General features: G+C 27.7%; 19 protein-coding genes and 1 tRNA gene. 4 read left to right on the top strand and 16 right to left on the bottom strand.

From position 1 onward, the window contains the following. Window positions 1-317: 317 nt before the first annotated feature. The 4 genes from F811_RS0104060 to F811_RS0104045 are packed head-to-tail and all read right to left on the bottom strand — an operon-like array spanning window position 318 to window position 3,009. On the bottom strand, window positions 318-1,220 hold the full coding sequence (locus tag F811_RS0104060) for a hypothetical protein (protein WP_020004013.1): 903 nt from the start codon (window positions 1,218-1,220) through the stop codon (window positions 318-320). A gap of 16 nt (window positions 1,221-1,236) precedes the next feature. Further along, window positions 1,237-2,313 (bottom strand): hypothetical protein, encoded by a 1,077-nt coding sequence (locus tag F811_RS0104055; RefSeq protein ID WP_020004012.1) that lies wholly within the window; start codon window positions 2,311-2,313, stop codon window positions 1,237-1,239. Between the two features lie 21 nt (window positions 2,314-2,334). Beyond that, a complete protein-coding gene (locus F811_RS0104050) occupies window positions 2,335-2,736 on the bottom strand; it encodes a hypothetical protein (RefSeq protein WP_020004011.1) in 402 nt (133 codons plus the stop codon). 9 nt (window positions 2,737-2,745) lie between these two features. Beyond that, window positions 2,746-3,009 (bottom strand): YtxH domain-containing protein, encoded by a 264-nt coding sequence (locus tag F811_RS0104045; protein ID WP_020004010.1) that lies wholly within the window; start codon window positions 3,007-3,009, stop codon window positions 2,746-2,748. A gap of 191 nt (window positions 3,010-3,200) precedes the next feature. Between F811_RS0104045 and F811_RS0104040 the strand changes: the two genes are divergently transcribed. Both F811_RS0104040 and F811_RS0104035 read left to right on the top strand, forming a co-directional pair. Continuing rightward, window positions 3,201-3,713 carry a PaaI family thioesterase gene (locus F811_RS0104040; protein WP_020004009.1) on the top strand — a complete coding sequence of 171 codons (513 nt, stop codon included), beginning with the start codon at window positions 3,201-3,203 and terminating at the stop codon, window positions 3,711-3,713. Window positions 3,714-4,215: 502 nt separating this feature from the next. Beyond that, the gene (locus F811_RS0104035) at window positions 4,216-6,009 is read left to right on the top strand and encodes a glycosyltransferase family 2 protein (protein ID WP_020004008.1); all 1,794 of its coding nucleotides are present in this window, start codon (window positions 4,216-4,218) and stop codon (window positions 6,007-6,009) included. Window positions 6,010-6,019: 10 nt separating this feature from the next. On the opposite strand, the gene F811_RS0104030 is transcribed toward F811_RS0104035, so the two are convergent. The 11 genes from F811_RS0104030 to F811_RS0103980 form a co-directional block, all read right to left on the bottom strand. Beyond that, window positions 6,020-6,283 (bottom strand): hypothetical protein, encoded by a 264-nt coding sequence (locus F811_RS0104030; RefSeq protein WP_020004007.1) that lies wholly within the window; start codon window positions 6,281-6,283, stop codon window positions 6,020-6,022. 76 nt (window positions 6,284-6,359) lie between these two features. After that, window positions 6,360-7,529, bottom strand: coding sequence for a M20 metallopeptidase family protein (locus F811_RS0104025; RefSeq protein ID WP_020004006.1), 1,170 nt, complete (start codon window positions 7,527-7,529; stop codon window positions 6,360-6,362). Between the two features lie 323 nt (window positions 7,530-7,852). Next, window positions 7,853-9,028 (bottom strand): acetyl-CoA C-acetyltransferase, encoded by a 1,176-nt coding sequence (locus F811_RS0104020; RefSeq protein WP_020004005.1) that lies wholly within the window; start codon window positions 9,026-9,028, stop codon window positions 7,853-7,855. Between the two features lie 96 nt (window positions 9,029-9,124). Then, complete coding sequence (gene thiL / locus F811_RS0104015; RefSeq protein WP_020004004.1) at window positions 9,125-10,087, bottom strand: thiamine-phosphate kinase; 963 nt, start codon at window positions 10,085-10,087, stop codon at window positions 9,125-9,127. 66 nt (window positions 10,088-10,153) lie between these two features. After that, complete coding sequence (locus tag F811_RS0104010; protein WP_020004003.1) at window positions 10,154-11,041, bottom strand: restriction endonuclease; 888 nt, start codon at window positions 11,039-11,041, stop codon at window positions 10,154-10,156. Window positions 11,042-11,636: 595 nt separating this feature from the next. After that, window positions 11,637-12,374 (bottom strand): site-2 protease family protein, encoded by a 738-nt coding sequence (locus tag F811_RS0104005; RefSeq protein WP_026364336.1) that lies wholly within the window; start codon window positions 12,372-12,374, stop codon window positions 11,637-11,639. 94 nt (window positions 12,375-12,468) lie between these two features. Next, window positions 12,469-12,795 (bottom strand): rhodanese-like domain-containing protein, encoded by a 327-nt coding sequence (locus F811_RS0104000; RefSeq protein ID WP_020004001.1) that lies wholly within the window; start codon window positions 12,793-12,795, stop codon window positions 12,469-12,471. A gap of 80 nt (window positions 12,796-12,875) precedes the next feature. Next, on the bottom strand, window positions 12,876-13,415 hold the full coding sequence (locus tag F811_RS0103995; protein ID WP_020004000.1) for a hypothetical protein: 540 nt from the start codon (window positions 13,413-13,415) through the stop codon (window positions 12,876-12,878). 95 nt (window positions 13,416-13,510) lie between these two features. Beyond that, a complete protein-coding gene (locus F811_RS0103990; protein WP_020003999.1) occupies window positions 13,511-15,184 on the bottom strand; it encodes a motility associated factor glycosyltransferase family protein in 1,674 nt (557 codons plus the stop codon). A 21-nt stretch (window positions 15,185-15,205) separates the two neighbouring features. Then, a complete protein-coding gene (locus tag F811_RS0103985; RefSeq protein WP_020003998.1) occupies window positions 15,206-16,300 on the bottom strand; it encodes a M15 family metallopeptidase in 1,095 nt (364 codons plus the stop codon). Window positions 16,301-16,448: 148 nt separating this feature from the next. Further along, window positions 16,449-16,521, bottom strand: a tRNA-Val gene (locus F811_RS0103980). A gap of 276 nt (window positions 16,522-16,797) precedes the next feature. Between F811_RS0103980 and F811_RS0103975 the strand changes: the two genes are divergently transcribed. Then, entirely contained in the window at window positions 16,798-18,090 is a 1,293-nt protein-coding gene (locus F811_RS0103975; protein WP_026364335.1) for a hypothetical protein, read from the top strand. Between the two features lie 108 nt (window positions 18,091-18,198). Further along, complete coding sequence (flgN, locus tag F811_RS0103970; protein WP_020003996.1) at window positions 18,199-18,708, top strand: flagellar export chaperone FlgN; 510 nt, start codon at window positions 18,199-18,201, stop codon at window positions 18,706-18,708. Between the two features lie 54 nt (window positions 18,709-18,762). Here the strand turns inward: flgN and F811_RS0103965 are convergent, their stop codons facing one another. After that, entirely contained in the window at window positions 18,763-19,002 is a 240-nt protein-coding gene (locus F811_RS0103965) for a hypothetical protein (protein WP_020003995.1), read from the bottom strand. Window positions 19,003-19,319: the final 317 nt, after the last annotated feature.

Raw genomic sequence — 19,319 nt, 5'->3', positions numbered from 1 at the left:
TGCATGCCTTTAGTTATCATAAACAACTATAATTTGTCAAAAATAAAATCATATTTTGTTTTTAATGTCTGCGGATTTCTCCTTACGAAGTAAACAGTGTAACAGCTCTGCGATATTTCATCAAATCTTCTATCAAAGGCACACTTCGGGAAAGAGTGCATATTTATATCTTATTTAGATAATATTACATTTAAAACAACAGTTATAATAAAAAAACACTATAAATAAAAATTATAATAATATTTTTTATATAAACTGTATAAAACACAAAATCATTACTTATTAATTAAGTTTTTGAGACAAGTCTGTTATTATTTTTATTCTTCTTTTTGTTTTACTACATGCCACCAGTCCCATTTAGGGGAATAGAACATATATTCTATAGAGAAATCGAATGTAGATGTATTAGGTGCATATCCTTTACCCCATACTACTTTATGATATGATACTGTCATATACAAAAAGTCTGATATTGTAGCTTTGAACTTTACAAAAGGTTCTAAATAAGTAAGTTCCGATTCTTTTGTATATGGAAATACATAGGTTACTCCAGTATACAATGTAATAAAAGGTGATGTTATTATTTCAATACCTCCAACTATCTCTCCTGTTTTTAGTATATCTTCCATAAGATTATCTCTGGTATCAAATGTATATGCAAATAAAAAATTAACAGGTATTACTTTAGGAATTCCAGCAAGCATTATTGTAGCATATATGTTTAGCGGATCTTTCACTTGTCCGTATAAAAAATTATTTTTTCTAAAAGTATAGCTTAATCCCACCTTAGCTCCTATAGACAAATACCAGTCCAAAAATGTAGCTTTTACAGAGGCATTAATAGAATCAAAACCGAACCAATCGGACATATTAGTTGCACTTGTTATGTCATTTCTTGAGTCCTGTCTTTGATATATAAAGCTGGCAGATACATCTAATTCCAGATATTTTATAGGTCTTACACTAAAATACGGCATAAATGTAAAATATATATCTCTTCGGCTGATATTCTCATTGTAAGGGTCTAAAGTATATAATCTTGTATTAAACCAAGAATTATATTCGGAAAATATGCCTCCCATACCTGCAGAAAACATTTTATTTTTTTCTATAAGAGGCGATATATCAAAAGAAAAGTCATTCCTTCTTGCAAAAGAAGTTTGAGAAAAACAGAATAATATAAACAATACAAAATATATAGCAGATAATCTATTTCTCATAAACTTTTGTCTGGAATTATTTTTTTAATAGTAAATCAAGGTTCTTTTCTATGCTGTATCTGTAGCGTAAATCAGTAACTAATATTTGGTATTTCTGCTGAGTTTTAGCCTCTATTACCATAGTTTCTAAAGCTTTTTGAGCATCTGCATATGGAAGAGAATCTATATTATACATTTTTCCATATTGTTCATAGGCCAAATTGATCTCTTCTTCTGTAGGTTTTGGAATTGTAGATCTTATAGTTTTATCTACATAATTGGCTGTAACGGCACTTCGTGTTAGGAAATTTTCTATAGCTTTAGCCTGAGGTGTATCATAAAATCCTGTTTTTTTAGCTTCATACAGCATGATTTCTCTTGCTACAAAAGCCTTAAACATACCGTCTCTTGCCTGTATTCTTAATGCGGCAGGTATATTTGCTCCAGCCTGTTTTATAGATTCATTAAACATATCATTAAACTCTGATAATGGAACTGTTTTATCATCTATAGTAATGCATGGATCTGAGGTAACAGAATATTTTAAATTATAGTTAGTTTGAGCTGCAGCTATAATCTTATCATACTCATTACGCATACGTTCCTGAAGTATTGTTGTTTCTATGTCCATAGCTACCTGCTCATATGTTACAGACCTTCCTACAGATGCCTGTATTCTTGCTTTATTATCATTAAAGAATTTTCTCTTTTCAGCATCAGTAACAACAGCAAAATCATCTGCCACTTTTTCCTGCATATAAAGCTGTGATAACTGATTATCTCTTTCTTTTGAAATTAGAGCTAAAACATCTTCGTCTTTATCATAACCCTCTTCTACTGCTTTCATATAGACAAGCTCCTGTTCTATAAGCTGAGATGCAAACTGCCATAACTGAAAATCATTTGTAAGAAGAAGCTCTACTGCTTCGGCAGGAGCACCTCTAAAAATCATAAGATTTGATATTTCAGACATACAGTCCTGAGCGGTCATTATTTTTTTTACATTGCCCTGACCGTCTTTTATCCTGATTACCCAATTAGTATCTTCAGAGTATAGAAATAAAGAAAATAAAGTTATAGAAAAAAGTACAAAAAATATTTTTCTTATTATCATAATAAAGCCAAGTCCTATTAATTAAAAATCATCATCATCATCATCTGTATAATCTTTTTTATTTTTACCGCTAAATAAATTAAATATAGATTTAAATATATTGATAATACTAAAATTATTAGCAAATTCTCTAGTCATTAAATTAAAATTATTAACGCTGCCTGATATGCTGTTAATAACTTCATGAATATTATCCAAAGTACCTTTAGCCTTGTTTGCTCCTTCATCTGCCGTACTAGCTATATTATTAATTTTTTCACTAATAGATTCGATATTTTCTAATATTCTGTCAAATCTATTAGTGAATCTAAAATAACCAGCAAGTAAAACAAAAAATATAGCCAGCACCAATATAAGTGTAGCTATTGCTATAAAAGCTAAAGAGATAGCTATAACATTAATTTGAAATGTAATATCTTGCATAATTATTTATTATTCTTCTGTTTCTTCAGCAGTTCTTTTTTTTCTTTTTTCAAGAAAATCATTAGTTTTTTCTTTGCCTTTTTCTACTAACTCTGAAGTTTTCAAAACGCTTCTATGGTAAATATCATCTACTTTATATTTGATATTGTCCATAGTTTCTTTAATATCTTCTCTAGTTTCTTCGCCTGCTTTTGGAGCAAACAATACACCTAATGCTATTCCTGTAGATAGTCCTAGCAAAAAAGAAAACATAGCTGATACTTCTTTAGACATAATAATATCCTCCTAGTTACATAACCTGTTTTAATATTAAATTTAATTTACATTTTTGTCAACCAAATAAAAGGTTTTATAATGTTTATTTTTATAAAACTGATAAATACAGAAATAGTGATATTGTATTTTTGTATAAAAGTATTAATATGTAGTTTAAAATATAAAATAATATTATAGAGGTTTTTTTAATGGAATTAAAGGTATTAAACAAACAGAATAATTCAAGAATGTGTCTTGTATGCGGATTTAAAAATGATTTGAGTTTGAAAGCTGAGTTTTATGAACTAGAAGATAAATCATTATGTGCTTTAGTAACATTTAAAGATGTTCATCAGGGATATCCTTCAAGAGTTCATGGAGGAATACTTGCTGCCATTTTAGATGAAACTATAGGAAGGGCTATGATGCCCTATACAGGCGATGATAAATGGGGCGTTACTATGACTCTTACTACAAAATATAAAAGACCAGTACCTATTAATGAACAAATTAGAATAATAGGAAAAATAACTTCAGGAGACGGAAGGATATTTGAGGGTGAAGGATATATACTTCTTAATGATGATAAAGTTGCTGTAACTGCTAAAGGCACATATATATGTATGGGTTTAGAAAAAATAGCTGAAATGGATCCTAATAGTGAAGAAGACTGGTTTGTTGAAAAAAAAGATACTGACCCTCAAATTATTAATCTGCCTTAAAACCTAATTTTGAACATTATTTAATCATATAGCGATTTCTGTATTTTTAAAAACTATTTTATAATTAAATTTAATAAAATAGTTTTTGTTATTTTGAGGCGGGAAAAGTTTATAAAAATATTTTTATAAATTTATTCTAACTCCCCGCCCTTTAAAATTTTAGATTTTACTCTGTTATAATAATTCAATTTATTTTTATTGCTGAATGTGTAAAAATGACGCCCCCCAAGCGTTTATTAAATTTTTTAGACTTTAACAGCACGCGTTAAGCAAAATTTTAATTTATAGTGAGATTATGTAATTATTGACTAGTCTTATTTATAGGGCTGCTTTAACGCGTGGTATAAAATTTATTATTTATATATAAACCATATTTAAAATTATCATAAATCATTATTTATTAATACTTTATATTCCCCCTTTACAAAATACATTGTTTTTGTATAATTGTACAATATCTTAAATTTTTAATAATTAAAAAACAATTATAAGCAGTAAAGTTATGAAGATAAAAGAATTAGTGTCTATATTAGTTCCAGTATACAATATAGAAAATACAATAGAAAAAAATATTAATATACTTATAGATAAAGTTTCACCATTTTTAATGAACTTTGAAATAATAATTTCTGATGACGGAAGCAGCGACAATTCTAAAGAAGAAATAAAAAAATTATGCTCAAACTTTCAAGAAAATAATAAAAACTCAAACTTAAAAAATATAATAGGAGTTTATTCAATAGAAAATCAGGGAAAAGGTCATGCTTTAAAAAGAGCATGCGAAGTTTCTAATGGTGAGTATATCATATTTTGTGACGGAGATATGGAGATAGACCCATCGCAGCTTGAGAACTTTTTTTCTATTATGCAAAAAGAAAATGCTGATGTTGTTATAGGCTCTAAAAGACATAAAGATTCTGTAGTCAATTATTCTAATATAAGAAAATTAATATCTTTTATATATTTTATGTTTGTTAAAATATTTTTTCATCTTCCTATACAGGATACTCAGACTGGATTAAAACTTTTCAAAAGAGATGCTATTATAAATATTTTTCCTAGAATATTGGTAAAGGCATTTGCTTATGATTTGGAAGTTTTAGCGGCATGCAATTCAAACGGTAAAAAAATAGTATCTGCTCCTGTTATAGTTAATCCTAATAGGCATTTCGGATTTATTAAGTTTCCAATACTATGGAAAACTTTTATTGATACTTTGGCAATATTTTATAGGCTTAATATAGTTCATTTTTATAGAGATTTATTTTCTGAGCTTAAAGAGAAACCTCTTGTAAGTATTATAATACCTTTAAAAAAAATTAATGACTATATAAAAGAAGAAACACTGTATTTACTTGAGCAAATATATACCAACTTTGAAGTGATAATACTTCCAGATAAATATGCTGATGATGAGATTGATATAGAATTATTCAAAGATGATAGAATAAAAATTATAGAAACGGGAGAGTTTCCGCCTGCTATAAAAAGAGCAATGGGAGTAAAAAAATCAAAAGGAAGTATATTAGCATTTTTAGATGATGATACATATCCAGAAAAAGATTGGCTTTTGAATGCATTAAGAGCAATGGAAAGTAAAAAAGTTTATGCTCTTGGAGGACCTGCTGTTAATACCAATAAAGATAATTTTTCAAAACAGATAAGCGGACTTATTTACAGTTCATCACTTATGAGCGGAAAGCATAAAGCTAGATATATACCAGATAAGGTGCAGTATGTTAATGATTATCCAAGCTGTAATTTTATTATTACAAGAGAGCTTTATGACAAAGTGGGAGGCTTTGACAGCGAATACTGGCCAGGGGAAGATACAATACTTTGTAACAATATTATGAAAGCAAATGAAAAAATACTTTATACCCCTGAAGCATTGGTTTATCATCATAGAAGAGATTTATTTTTCGGGCATTTTAAGCAGTTAAAAAATTATGCTTGGCATAGAGGATATTTTGTAAAAAGGTTTGGCGGAAATTCTTTAAGTTTATCATACTTTATACCTTCGGTGTTTTTGCTCTATACTATATTTGTACCTTTTGCATTATATTTTGATTTGCCAAAACTTTTAAACAATTATATACCAACTATTAATAAAAATATATTTTTAGCTTTGCTTCTTTTTCCCCATAGTTTTTACTGTTTATGTCTGATAGGCAGCTGGATTAGTACATTATCGCCTATAAAAGGTTTTTGTAAGGCTATAGGTATATTTTTATCGCATTTAACTTATGGCTTTTTCTTTATAAAAGGTTTTGTATCTGGATTTATAAAAAAATAAATATTATTTGTTATTCTAAATCCATAAATGACAATTCCATTTTGCTTATTATATTATTAATAGCTGCAATTTGTTCATTGCTTATAGTATAGTCATTAGGGTTTGTTTTTATTTTTTCTAGCAATTCTACTGATGAAACAAATAATGCTTCGCTTAAAGCATCATCAAGTACAGCACCTGAATAGAGTAATTCTTTTATTTGAAGAGAATTGTTTAAAAGACTATTATCGTCCAAATTTGAAATGATATTTGCTAACTCTTGATTAATTGACATAAATAAATCCTTTTTTACATACTATATTATAGTAGTATATAAAAATAAATGCTTAAATCAAGTTTTTATACATATATCAGCTATTTAAAAAGTTGTAAGCCCAATTAGCCATAAGTTCTGAAGGCATATTAAGTTTGCTTTCATCTATCTCAAATTTACTATTATGATTTGGAATTTTTTTATCCGTAACAGTTGAAAATAATGCAAAACAGCCTTTAATTTCTTTTGTATAATAAGAAAAATCTTCTCCAGCCAAACTAGGTTTATAATATTTATTCCATACAGCGTCTTTTGAAAATATTTTTAAAGCTTCATTTTTTATACTTTCTGTTATTTCTCTGTCATTGTATGTAACGCAGGAATATTCTATTATATTGATTTCAGCTTCGCCTCTCATTGACTGTGCTATAAGTTTTGATTTTTCTTCTATTCTTTTTATAAAAAACTCACGTACATCATTACTGAAAGTCCTTATAGTTCCTTCTATTTCCACTGAATCTGGTATAATATTAAATGCACTTCCTCCGTTAATTTTGCAAAGAGATAGTATAACAGTTTCACTTGCCTCTATTTCTCTGGTAATTATTGTTTGAAGGGCATTTATTATTTCAGCAGCCATAACTATAGGGTCGCTTCCAGCATGAGGATAAGCCCCATGTGTTCCTTTTCCCTTTATTTTTATAACTATTTTGTCAGTAGATGCAAGTATCGGACCTTCTTGTATAACAAAAACACCGTTAGGAGCTTCTGGGGCAAAACTTCCTACATGTACTCCAAATATAGCTTCTACATCTTTAAGAGCATTTTCTTCTATCATTATTTTAGCACCGCTTCCAGTCTCTTCGCCTGTCTGAAACAAAAATTTAATATTTCCTTTAATTTTATCTATATTATCATTAAGTATTTTACAAGCTCCTAAAAGAATAGCAGTATGAGCATCATGTCCGCAGGCATGCATATTGCCATTGCAGGATTTGTATTCAAAATTTGTTTCTTCTTTTATAGGCAAAGCGTCCATATCGGCACGCAATGCCGCTGTTTTTGTATTATTTTCGCCTGTTATATAGGCTATTATTCCAGAGTCTTTTTTATTTTCTGTGTATTTAATATTTTTAAACTTATTGAGTTCATTTATTACAAACTCTTTCGTTTTTGGCAGATAATTTCCTATTTCTGGTATAATATGTAACTGTCTTCTGCATTTTATTATATAATCTAGTATTTCTTTAGAATCGTATTTAAGCATAAAAATATTTCCTTTATTTATAAGTATGAATTATCGTCAAATATATGTATTTATTAGAAGTATTTTTATAATATTTATAATAATCATGCTTTCTGTGATATCATAGAAATTGGTATTAACAGTACTTACAAAAGAATTAGTTTTTAAACAAGCTTAATAATTAATATAATTTTGTTTTGGATTTATTATTAATTTTATGATATGCAAGTATATGTATAATATATTTATAAGTTTATACATAAAAGATTAATTTAAATAGTTTTATAAAAGGGCTAAAGCAATTAAGCTTTAACCCTTTATTATTATGAAATTTATATAATTTATTACATCTCTACAACTAAAGCAGTACCCATACCGCCACCTATACAAAGTGTAGCAAGTCCTCTTTTATTTCCTCTTTTTTTCATTTCATATAAAAGAGTAGTAAGTATTCTAGCTCCTGAAGCACCTATTGGGTGACCTAAAGCTATAGCTCCTCCATTAACATTAACTATATCCATATTAAACTTTAACTCTCTAGCAACAGCAATGGACTGAGCAGCAAATGCTTCATTACTTTCTATTAATTCCATATCTTCTACTTTAAGATTAGCCATTTTTAAAGCTTTTCTGCTTGCTTCTATAGGTCCTATACCCATTATTCTAGGTTCAACTCCATGTGTAGCATAACCCAATATTTTAGCCATAGGTTTAACTCCTAACTCTTCTGCCTTTTCTTTAGACATTACTACTAAAGCAGAAGCAGCATCATTAATACCAGAAGCGTTTCCAGCTGTAACTGTACCGTCTTTTTTGAAAGCAGGTTTTAATCTAGCTAAAGTTTCCATAGTTGTACCAAAAATAGGATGTTCATCAGTATCAACTACTATTTCACCTTTTTTAGTTTTTATTGTAACAGGTACTATTTCATCTTTAAATCTTCCGCTTTTTATTGCAGCTTCTGCTCTGTTCTGACTTCTGCAGGCAAACTCGTCCTGCTCTTGTCTTGTAATTCCCCATTGTTCTGCAATATTTTCAGCGGTAACTCCCATATGATAATGCTCAAAAGCACAAATAAGAGCATCATTTAAAAGAGTGTCCTGCATCTTAGTTTCACCCATTCTTGCCCCCATTCTCATACCTGTTGAAGTGTAAGGAGCCATACTCATATTTTCTGTACCTCCAGCAACAACTACATCAGCATCTCCAGCTTTAATCATCTGTGCTGCCATTGATACTGCTCTAAGTCCAGAACCGCATAGTATATTTATTGTTAGTGCAGGCTTATCTACAGGTATTCCTGCATTTACAGATATTTGTCTTGCTGCATTGGGAAGAAGGGCTGACTGTATAACACATCCAAAATAAGTTTCATCAACCTGTTCTGGTTTTATATTTGCTCTTTTTAAAGCTTCTTTTACTGCTATAGTTCCTAATTCAACAGCTGATGTATTAGAAAATGAACCTAAAAATTTTCCTATAGGTGTTCTAACCGCACTGGCTATAACTACTTCTTTCATATTCTATCTCCTTAAATTATTTAATATCAACTGCAATATAGTATATAATTAAAAACTAATTTTACAAGTTTATTTATGTTAATATTAACTAATAATTTAATAATGTACAAAACCCAATGAATCAAAATGTACTTCTTTATTACTACTGTCTATGAACTTTATAAAGCTTTTAGAATATTCTTTTACCTTACCAATTTTTATTAAATTATTTTCTTCTGGTATTTCATCTTTTGATGTGAATATAACAGCATAATCTTCTCCGCCAGTAAGAATGGATTTTAATACTTTATTTTGTTTGATTTCTGTAGTTTCTTTATCAAAAAATCTATTAACTAAAAACCAATTGGAAGATCCGTATATTTCTATAGTTTTATTAGAGTTTTCAGCAATATGAGAGGCGTCTTGTAAAAGTCCGTCACTTATATCTATAGAAGAGTTTATTTTGTATTTTTTTATAATCTCCTGCCATTTATCATAAAAAAGTGTCGGTCTTAAATGCGTTTTTATACTTTCATCGCTATAATCATAATTGCCTTCCAAAAGTTTTTTAAGCCCTAAATCACTTTCACCTACAAAGCCTAATACATAAACATTATCATCTATTTGAGCATTGCTTCTGAGTATAGATTTATTTTTTTCTATAATGCCTATCAATGTTATGGATATAAAAAAATAATCATTGGAACTTGTAGTATCTCCTCCTGAGATTTCTATATTATAAGGTTTGCATGCATCTAAAAAACCATTGTACCATTCGAGTATATTTTCATCATTAATTTTTTTTGGTATTGAAAGTGATACGAATGCATTTTTGGGATAAGCCCCTTTACATATAATGTCGCTAATATTTGCCTGAGCAGACTTATATCCTACATCATAAAAAGAATAATATTTTAAAGAGAAATGTATATTTTCTACTAATATATCAGAAGTTACCAAAATATCTTTACACTGGCTTATATCTTTTATAACGGCACAGTCATCGCCTATATTTAGATTATTTGTATTTTTATATTCTGTTAATTTTTTTATTTTTTCTATAAGTTTGAACTCTTCCATAGCATGTTTCCGATTTTTAAGTTTGACTTATTATAGCATATGCTGAAAACTTTTAAATTATAATATCTAAATTATAACATCATAAATATTTCTAGTTTCAAGCACTTTTACTCCAATCTCATATTCACGCATATATTTAGCAAGTCTGTATCCGTTTATAAGTATTATTTTTATATCTTTTAATTCTTCTACAACCTTTTTAGCCTGCTGAGTATAATCGGAAGTTGTTATAAATATTCCTCTGTTTATGCCATTAACATTTTTAAGCCCATGGGCAAATTTAGTTATTTCAGTATCATTAACTTTATTATTTTCTTTATAGCATTTGCATTGTACACCTATGATGTCAAAACCGAATTTATCCATAGTAAGTGTACCGTCTATTCCTCTGTCTCCACTTCCTCCAGTTCTGTACTTTCTACCATAACCCATTTTTTCAAGCAGTTCCAAGCATATATTCTCAAATTTAGTGCCTTTATCAACAGAGCTTTCTCCCATACTCTGAAGCCTGTCAAGTATATCTTTTTCTACGCTTTCATAATACTCTTCAATGCTTTTTTCTATTTCGTTTCTGTTTTCATCTTCTGTTTCTTCAATATCATCTATATCAGAATTATTTTTGCTGTTTTCTAAATAGGGTGTTTTTTCTTTTAAAGTTTTGAAGTCAAAGTTTGGATTTTCTTCATAGAATTTTTTTCCGAAGTCAGTTATTTGATAAACTCCCTTATCTACGTTTTCTATTAACTGAGCTTTTTTTAATATGTATAAAGACCAATGTACTCTTGAATTAAATTTATTATACCCATTTTCTGATATGATATTAAAATCTTCATCAGATGTACTTGTATACTCTTTTAATTTATCATATGTATCTTTTCTATGCATTGGTTTATTTACTTCGTAAAAAAATTTTAATACATATTTATCGTAATCCCTATATTTTAAAAGTGCCATAATAAAAAACTCCTATTCATTACAGAAAATCATACTTTAATAAGGCGTTTTTTACAATAAGGCATATTTATTTTTGATTTTTTAATTACTTGTTTTAAAAATTAATTAATGACTAATAATACCGTTTTAATTTTTAATGCTTTTATTTTTTTATCGTGGTTTTAGCGAAGATACTTTGCATGGGTGGTACATGAAATTATAAATACTTTTGAAATAGTATATACCTAAACAAATACAGTTTGTCAAAAAATTAATTTTTTAAATTTAAGATATTTGCAGGGCTTTGCCCTTACGAAGTACACAGCGTGACCGCTCTGCGTACTACGTAACACCCACAGTTCTTTTGTGACGCTGTCCGCATTCGGAGTGCCACAAAAAAGCAAAAAATCTACATTTTAAAATGAATTTAGTAACTTATCCTGCATATAAAACATAAATTAGTACAATTTAATAATAATTTTAATACTTGCACTTTCGCGAAGCGTATCCGAGCTTGTCGAGGATATAAGGTTCTTTTTGCGAAGACCGCAGATCGAAGGCGGAAAAAAGAACAACAAAAAAATGACAAACTTAAAAATTTTTAGTTTAATATATTTTAAATAGAAAATATAATGTTAATACTTTTTCCTAGCATATGCTGAGAAACAGTTTGTATAAAACCAAGTACAGTTCTCAATATTCCAGCAAATAATAAAGCATAAAGAATCAAAAAACCATAAGGATATATTTTATCATAAGTACTTTTTCCTTTAGGCGATAAGAAAAATCTGAGTATCCAGCCTCCGTCTAATGGCGGAAAAGGCAAAAGATTAAAAAACATAAGCATTATATTAATCATATAAAACATGAAAAGCATAGTTAAAACTATAGGCAAAGCATTAAGCATTATATCAGTAAGCATATTATCATGCTGCTCTAAAAACATCATAATTTTATATATTATAAAAGTTCCGTCTGCTGTAAATGTGAGTATTTTTATTATAATAAATGATACTGCAGCTATAATAAGATTGGCAAAAGGACCTGCAAATGAAACTAATGCCTGATCTCTTTCAAAATTATTAAAATTATGAGGATTGACTGGTACAGCTTTCATCCAGCCTATAACTGGAATTCCAGTAACCGCTGCAATCAAAGGAAGAACAACTGAACCCAATATATCAAGATGTGCTAATGGATTAATGGTAAGCCTTCCTAGTCTCATAGCTGTTCTGTCGCCTAGAGTATATGCTGTTTTGGCATGAGAATATTCATGCATACTTGCTGATATAATAAACACTACATATGATATAATGCCTATAGAAAGTCTGTTAGAAAATATTTCATAAACCATTTTTATTATATTTCCTTCAAATTTAATATTATTGCCTTTTAAATATAACATTTTTAAAGAAAATTGATAAAAAACAGCTTAAACTTTATTTATATCATTTTCCCATATCTTTTAAAGCAATAGCTAATTGACCGTATCCTGCATCCTTCAAATTATATACTTTCAAAAAACCGCTTTTATCCATATATATTCCAAGTAATATAGATCTGCTTCCGCTTGCACAGTAAAGCAAATATTTTTTTTCTTTATCTAAACTATTAACTAATTTCTCACTTTTAGGATCATTCAAATCCACTAATATACTTCCCTCTATAGTTCCGCTCATATCAATTTCCATTTGGCTTCTTACATCAATGAGCTGAATATCATCATTTGATTTTATCAAGTTTACAGCTTCTTCAACATTAATAGATTTCAACATTTTTATTTATCCTTAATTTATTATACCCGTTATAGGTATAATAATACTATCATAAGTATAAATAAATATCAATAACTATATTATCTCAATATTTCATTTTTGTATTTATCAAATAAAGTACCTGAAAAATCTGTTTCTTCTATAGCTTCTTTTAAACCTGTAACATTAATAGTGTACTTTTCTCCGTAATTATTAGGCCTTATAGAAAGGCTTTTACTTTTTATTAATTTTCTAAAAAAATCAACAATTTCTTTTTCCTGAATAATTCCGAAAGACGGAGATATTGTATACAGTATATCAAAATTTTCACTTGAAGACCTCATAATAGGCTCTACAGAATTATACGCTGAATTATCAAAACTATATTCTACTATAGGAGTATTTTCATCTATAGCATCTTTATACCAGTTAATACTTATACTAAACTGATTGCCCCTTGAAGCTATGTATATTTCAAAATCATTATTGCTTTTCATAGTCATTGTAACAGTTTTTGTATCTGTATTATCATAAGTTATTTTTCTTACTTTCCAATTATTATAATATGTAGTTACAGCTTTAGGAAAAAGCTCAATACTCATTATAAGCAAAGATATGAATATAATTACTATTTTTCTCATACATTCTCCTGTTTTTTATTTTAACTATATATTATGTTTACTAATATATAATATTCTCGTTAATTTATTAAAAAATATTAGAAATAAAATAATCTCTAATAAATCAATCTTTTTATTTCATTATACCATTTATTAAAATAATCTTTTAATTCATCATAGCTTATCATAGATTTTTCAAATTTATCAATATGCCAAGGAGATATTAAATAACCTAATTCTGATATATTATTTTTATTATTAACATCATCTATAAACTCATTTATTTTTTTTATAAGATTTTTTTTATCTATATTTTCTCTTATATAATTTTTTATTTTTATATTTTTAAGATTATTATTATTTAATATATTATTCTCATTATATATTTTTACATTATTAATTTCAGCAGATTCTTTTGTTAAAGTAAAAATATCAGTCATACTTGAAATTTCCAAAACTAAATTTTCAAAATGATTTTTATAGCTTAAAAGAGAAGAAGATGTATTTCTATAAATATTATCATAGCATTTAATCTTCTGATTATCATTAAGTCTTTTATATTTATAGGTTTCAAAAGTTTTTAATTTGCTGCTGTTTAGATAATCAAAGGCAGAGGCATTTGAATATGATGAATGACTTTTATCATCGGCATGACAAAAATCGCATCCTGCAAGAAGTATGTATTTTGGATTAAGCATATAAGCTACTCTTAAAGCAGGCATTACCACACTGCCCTCCATATAAAAATAAATATTATTATCCATATCATCATTTATAGGATAAAGTATTTTCTCAAGACTTTCATCATGCGAAAAATAAAATATTCTCTCATCATCAATATGAGTAAGAGGATAAGGATAGGCACTATGAGTGGTAAATATATTAATATCATTATTTTCTTTTTTTAGGATCTCGGTAAGATATATAGAAGAGTAAAAACCACCGTCTGTAGAAACTACTGCATTTGGTTTTATATTATTTTTTATCAAAGTATTAAGTGCATGAGACAATACTATAATAAAATGAGTTTTAGATAATTCTCTTATTTTTTCTATATAATTATCTATAGATGCCCCAGCAGATACAAGCAGTACTGGAATCTCTTTATTTAAAATATTATGATATGTTTTTATAGAATATCCTTGGCTAAAATGCATGTTGTATAATATATTGCGTGCCCATATAGGAGCAAAATAATAATTAGAAGTTAAAGACATCAATTTTTCTTTTATACTGTTTGCCAAACATATATTAACATCATCATAATACTTAGTACTTTCAGAATTAATATTTGAAGCTCTTACATGTCTTATATATATAATCTTTTTTGAATCGTTTTCATTCATATAAAAATTAAAAAAAGAATATATGCTTCCTATATCTTCATTTAATATTATTATAATGTTTTCTAAATTTTTCTCTTTTATATTTTCTAATATAAGTTTTACTATATCAATATCTTTTTCTATTATTATAGCTTTATTATTTTTATTTAAAGACAAGAAATATTCTATATGATAAAATGAAGCGATGGACAAAAATATTCCTATATGTTCATTATTATCTTTAACAAACTGATTTATTAATCTTTTGGCCTCTTCCATAGGAGCATAAGCTGAAGTGAGAGGTTTATTATTATAAAATACACTAAAAAGATTATTTTTTGCAGGTTTTAATTGGTATTTATTATCTTTTAAATTATAATTAATTAATTTTGTTACAGCTCTAAAATTATATTTATTTTTTTTTAATTGCTCTATATTTTCATTAAATATAATATTGTCAGTCATGTTATAATTACTCTTTAAGAATTAGAATATACCATATTTTTCTATAAGTTCATAAGCAGTATCTTCATCATTTTTAAGATTATTATATATAATAAGTTCAGGTCGGTACTCAAAATGTATGGTATCATAATTATGCCATTTTCCTCCCCATATAAAACCATATTTCTCAAATGTTTTTACCACAGATTTAGGAGGATGCCATCTTTTTTCATAAGGCACAGCATACCAAGCCTTATTATTAACCCTAGTCCAAGCCCAGTAAATTTGCTTTCCGTTATTTTTTTTAGGCAAAGTATCGAAAGCAACCCCATAACTATGATAGCTTCTGCTTGCACTCTTTGAAATAATTTTCCAAACATATCCGCTTACAATTTTTAAAGAATCCAAAAACTCTTTGGCTTCCTGATTAGTCTGTGCCATTAGTTTAACTTCTATACTCACATTAGAAAGAGGTTCATATACATAATCATGCACTCTTACTTTATAGCCCAATATACTTTCTGTGCTTATATGCTTCACCAAAGAACGTTCATTAGTGCCGTCATAAAGAGTATCTAAAAATTTATTATTAATATATTTTGTATTATTTACCCTTTTTTTATAATAGTCCTGAAGTTCTTTAGTTCTCTCAGGAGTTTCTTCCTGAAGTTCTGGCATTCCGTCCACAGTATATGAATAAAAACCAAAAGGTATATATGCATCCTGATTTGACATATCTTCATCAGTTAATAATTTGCCGTTAGCCCAATTAAACCATATACCGTCTAAATAAAAACCAAGCTCTCTGTTTTTAATAATAGGAGGCGATATTCTGTTTGAATAAGCTAAATGAAGAGCTATAGTTTCCAAAGCACCAGGTCTTATTATAATATCCTTTCTTACTTTTTTTTTCTCTTCTTGAATTTGCTGTTCTTTTAAATTAAGAGAGAGATTAGGCATCATACTTTTTGTATTATTAATATATATAATACCTACAGCAGAAATAGAAGAGACAATTACTATAATAAATGCTATCATAATAAACTTGTATTTAGAACTAGCTTTTATGATAAAGCTCATAAGTGCTAATACAGCCAATATAACTGCTATTACTAATACATATTGTAAAACGGTCATAATATTTTCTACTAACTCTATAATATATTTTTAGTTAACATAATTTATTATATTAACATAGTTTAAAAATTAATTCAAATTCATTATCGTTAAAAAAATCATATTTAATAGGAAGATTTATCAATATAGAACGGGAAGAAAGAGAAATTGGGCGATGACGGGCTCGAACCGCCGACCTAGTGCTTGTAAGGCACCCGCTCTCCCAGCTGAGCTAATCGCCCTTTCGTTTCAAAATTATGTATTTATATTAACATGATACATAAAAAAAGTCAAGTAATAAAGCGTATATTTTTTATTACTTAATCATAAAAATATTTTAATTGTATCAATTATTACGAATACAATACTTATATTTATGAGAGCCTAAAACTAAATAATTATAGTATAATTATTTACTATTATGTAAAAAGTTTATCAAATATATATTGCTAAAATAAAAAAAAATGTTATTATATTATACTGTAAATATTATAATAAGTAGAATATTATTAAAAATTATGAATATAGAGTTTTTACTTTCGGCCAGATTTGATAATAGAAGGGTTATCCCTACCCAAGACAGATTATTCAAAGCTATAGTATCTTCTTTAAATGAAGTTAATATTAATCCGCTTGTTATGCTCTCAGAGTTCTCTATAATAGAAGACGGCAGTACTCTTATATATTCATTTCACCCGTCTTCAGACCCTATATATTTTGAGTTTAAAACTGATACTTTATTTATAACTATAAGTACTGGAACTTTCGGAGCTGGATATCATAGATTTATAGTAGGGGTTTTGGACAGAATAGCTAGAAGACTTGATATTGAGTTTAAAGAAAATGATGCCCATAAAGATCCTAGCGGTTATTTCAGAAATAGGAATTTTGAAGAGTTAAAAAAGTTTTTTATAAACTCACTTGCAAATTATGCTCAAATGCTTATAACCCATCATGATAATGGATTTAGTAATTTTATGATATCTATGCCTTATGATTATCCTTTAATAGAAAAAAGCTACTTTGCACTTTCTGCTTTGGGATATTGGGGTAAAAATTGGTTTACTGACTTTATAGATGCAAGCGAAGAAGTAAGATTTAGTATGTCTGAAGAGTTCTTTATTTGGAATAATGAAGAGATGAATGCCAAATTTTGGTTTAAAAGTTTTATAAGTATGATATGGCTCTATTATCCTTTCAGAGAGATAATTGATAACAAAGAAAGAACTATGTATAAAAAAATTATGTATTCTTTCCAAGAAGCATACAAAAAAGATCCTTCATTAAAATACCCTTGGGACATATTAATAGATATAGCCCATTATTTAGATGATGAAAACTTAGCAAAATTTATAGGAAGCAAGAAAAATACTCATCAGCCTTCTGCTGAAATAGGATTCAGATTAGAAAATGCAAGATACTCTATAGCTGCAGGTTTTACTATAAGCCTTCCTATGCGTATGAATATTTTTAAAAATAATAAAACTTTAATAGAGTTTAAAGATATTAATATATACATAGCAATGCAGGTTTACTCTTTTGCTAATGAAGAAACTGATGTTATTATGGAATATGTATTAAAGCAGATAGACATTGCAGGAGAAGATAAAGGCGAAGAACTTGATATAAAAGTAAAAAGCAGCAATATACAGAGCATAGTATATGAAAAAGAGCTTGAAGATGATGATTATATGATTACAGTTGCTGCTGCTGCTAAAAAGCTAGCACTTCTTGCTTGGTTTACATATACTGGAAAAGAAAACAGAGATACATGTATTGAGGCTATTAAATCTATCGAAGTAGAAAATTAATCAATATTTATAAAAAAATTATGTAAAGTAATCATAATAACTGCCGATAATTAATTTGTAGTTAGTTTAATAGAAATTTAAGTAACTATTAATTTAAAGGTGGTATTTATGTTTAACTTATATGACGAGCTTACAAAAATAGAGATACTTCTTTCCAAAGAGATAGAAGTTTATAAAATAATCTTAGAAGATGAAGAGAAAAAGGTTAATTCTATAATCAATACTAGACTGCAGGATATACATCTATACTGCGATCATCAGAATGAAAAAATGACAGAAGCTAATGAACTTAGAAAATTAAGAGAAAGCATTATTGATTTGATAGTATTAAACAAATTCCCTCACCTATCCGAAACAGCAACATTATCAGATATTATTAGAAGAATACCTCTTAATAAAACTGCTAGAATATCTGCATTACGCCTTGAATTGGTTACTTTAATGGCTAGATTAAAACATCTCAATAAATTAGCTCCAAAACTTTTTGATGAAGCTTTAGACTTGTTTGCAAATATGAAAGAAGTTCTAAACGAAAGCAAAAAAGTTGGCTACAACAACAAAGGCAAAGAACATGTTGTTAATAGAAAATTATCAGTTTTAGTAAATAAGCAAGTTTAATATAGAATATTTATATCTTAATGAAACGTATGGCATTTTATGTTATACGTTTTTTTATTTTGCACATTCGGTTGACAAACTTAAAAGTTTAACGAATTTTTTAAAATCTATAAGAAAGCGGTACAAGGCTTTATTTTTATTGACCATTAAAATACAAGCAGGAAAGAAACTATTTGAGAGATAGTTATTCACACTTGTACCGCATTTCAAGCTTATTAAATTAAAAGAACTGTTATTTTTCTTCTGAGCATACAGCTCTTTAGAAGATAGTATTATACCTCTATCCGCTTTCATATTTTCTTTCCTTCAATGCTGCAAAAGTTTCTCAGGCTTTTGTTTTTGATGCATTTTTTAATTTTAATGGTCATTAACTAATATACACAAAATAATTTTAAAGTCAACAAAATACAAAAAATTTTTAAAATTAATTTTTTAATAAAATAAATTTGATTTTTTAGTAGGTAGGTGGGTAGGTTTGTATGCAGTTTTTTGGCACATTTCTTGCAGTAGGTTAACTACTTACCTACCTACTTTTAAACTTTCTTTTTGATTTAAAGATTTTAAAAATAAAAAACTAGAAAACATAGTTATCTAGTATTTATAAAAAAGCC

The sequence above is a fragment of the Brachyspira innocens ATCC 29796 genome (assembly GCF_000384655.1).
GTDB lineage: Bacteria > Spirochaetota > Brachyspiria > Brachyspirales > Brachyspiraceae > Brachyspira > Brachyspira innocens.
This window is presented reverse-complemented; position numbering and strand designations above follow the sequence as displayed.

Coding starts and splice junctions, on each gene's coding strand:
- F811_RS0103995 (WP_020004000.1), bottom strand. CDS start 13,415: ATGAGAAAAATAGTAATTATATTCATATCTTTGCTTATAATGAGTATT.
- F811_RS0104055 (WP_020004012.1), bottom strand. CDS start 2,313: ATGATAATAAGAAAAATATTTTTTGTACTTTTTTCTATAACTTTATTT.
- F811_RS0104010 (WP_020004003.1), bottom strand. CDS start 11,041: ATGGCACTTTTAAAATATAGGGATTACGATAAATATGTATTAAAATTT.
- F811_RS0104035 (WP_020004008.1), top strand. CDS start 4,216: ATGAAGATAAAAGAATTAGTGTCTATATTAGTTCCAGTATACAATATA.
- F811_RS0104060 (WP_020004013.1), bottom strand. CDS start 1,220: ATGAGAAATAGATTATCTGCTATATATTTTGTATTGTTTATATTATTC.
- flgN (WP_020003996.1), top strand. CDS start 18,199: ATGTTTAACTTATATGACGAGCTTACAAAAATAGAGATACTTCTTTCC.
- F811_RS0104020 (WP_020004005.1), bottom strand. CDS start 9,028: ATGAAAGAAGTAGTTATAGCCAGTGCGGTTAGAACACCTATAGGAAAA.
- F811_RS0103990 (WP_020003999.1), bottom strand. CDS start 15,184: ATGACTGACAATATTATATTTAATGAAAATATAGAGCAATTAAAAAAA.
- F811_RS0103965 (WP_020003995.1), bottom strand. CDS start 19,002: ATGAAAGCGGATAGAGGTATAATACTATCTTCTAAAGAGCTGTATGCT.
- F811_RS0104025 (WP_020004006.1), bottom strand. CDS start 7,529: ATGCTTAAATACGATTCTAAAGAAATACTAGATTATATAATAAAATGC.
- F811_RS0103985 (WP_020003998.1), bottom strand. CDS start 16,300: ATGACCGTTTTACAATATGTATTAGTAATAGCAGTTATATTGGCTGTA.
- F811_RS0103975 (WP_026364335.1), top strand. CDS start 16,798: ATGAATATAGAGTTTTTACTTTCGGCCAGATTTGATAATAGAAGGGTT.
- F811_RS0104040 (WP_020004009.1), top strand. CDS start 3,201: ATGGAATTAAAGGTATTAAACAAACAGAATAATTCAAGAATGTGTCTT.
- thiL (WP_020004004.1), bottom strand. CDS start 10,087: ATGGAAGAGTTCAAACTTATAGAAAAAATAAAAAAATTAACAGAATAT.
- F811_RS0104045 (WP_020004010.1), bottom strand. CDS start 3,009: ATGTCTAAAGAAGTATCAGCTATGTTTTCTTTTTTGCTAGGACTATCT.
- F811_RS0104005 (WP_026364336.1), bottom strand. CDS start 12,374: ATGGTTTATGAAATATTTTCTAACAGACTTTCTATAGGCATTATATCA.
- F811_RS0104030 (WP_020004007.1), bottom strand. CDS start 6,283: ATGTCAATTAATCAAGAGTTAGCAAATATCATTTCAAATTTGGACGAT.
- F811_RS0104050 (WP_020004011.1), bottom strand. CDS start 2,736: ATGCAAGATATTACATTTCAAATTAATGTTATAGCTATCTCTTTAGCT.
- F811_RS0104000 (WP_020004001.1), bottom strand. CDS start 12,795: ATGTTGAAATCTATTAATGTTGAAGAAGCTGTAAACTTGATAAAATCA.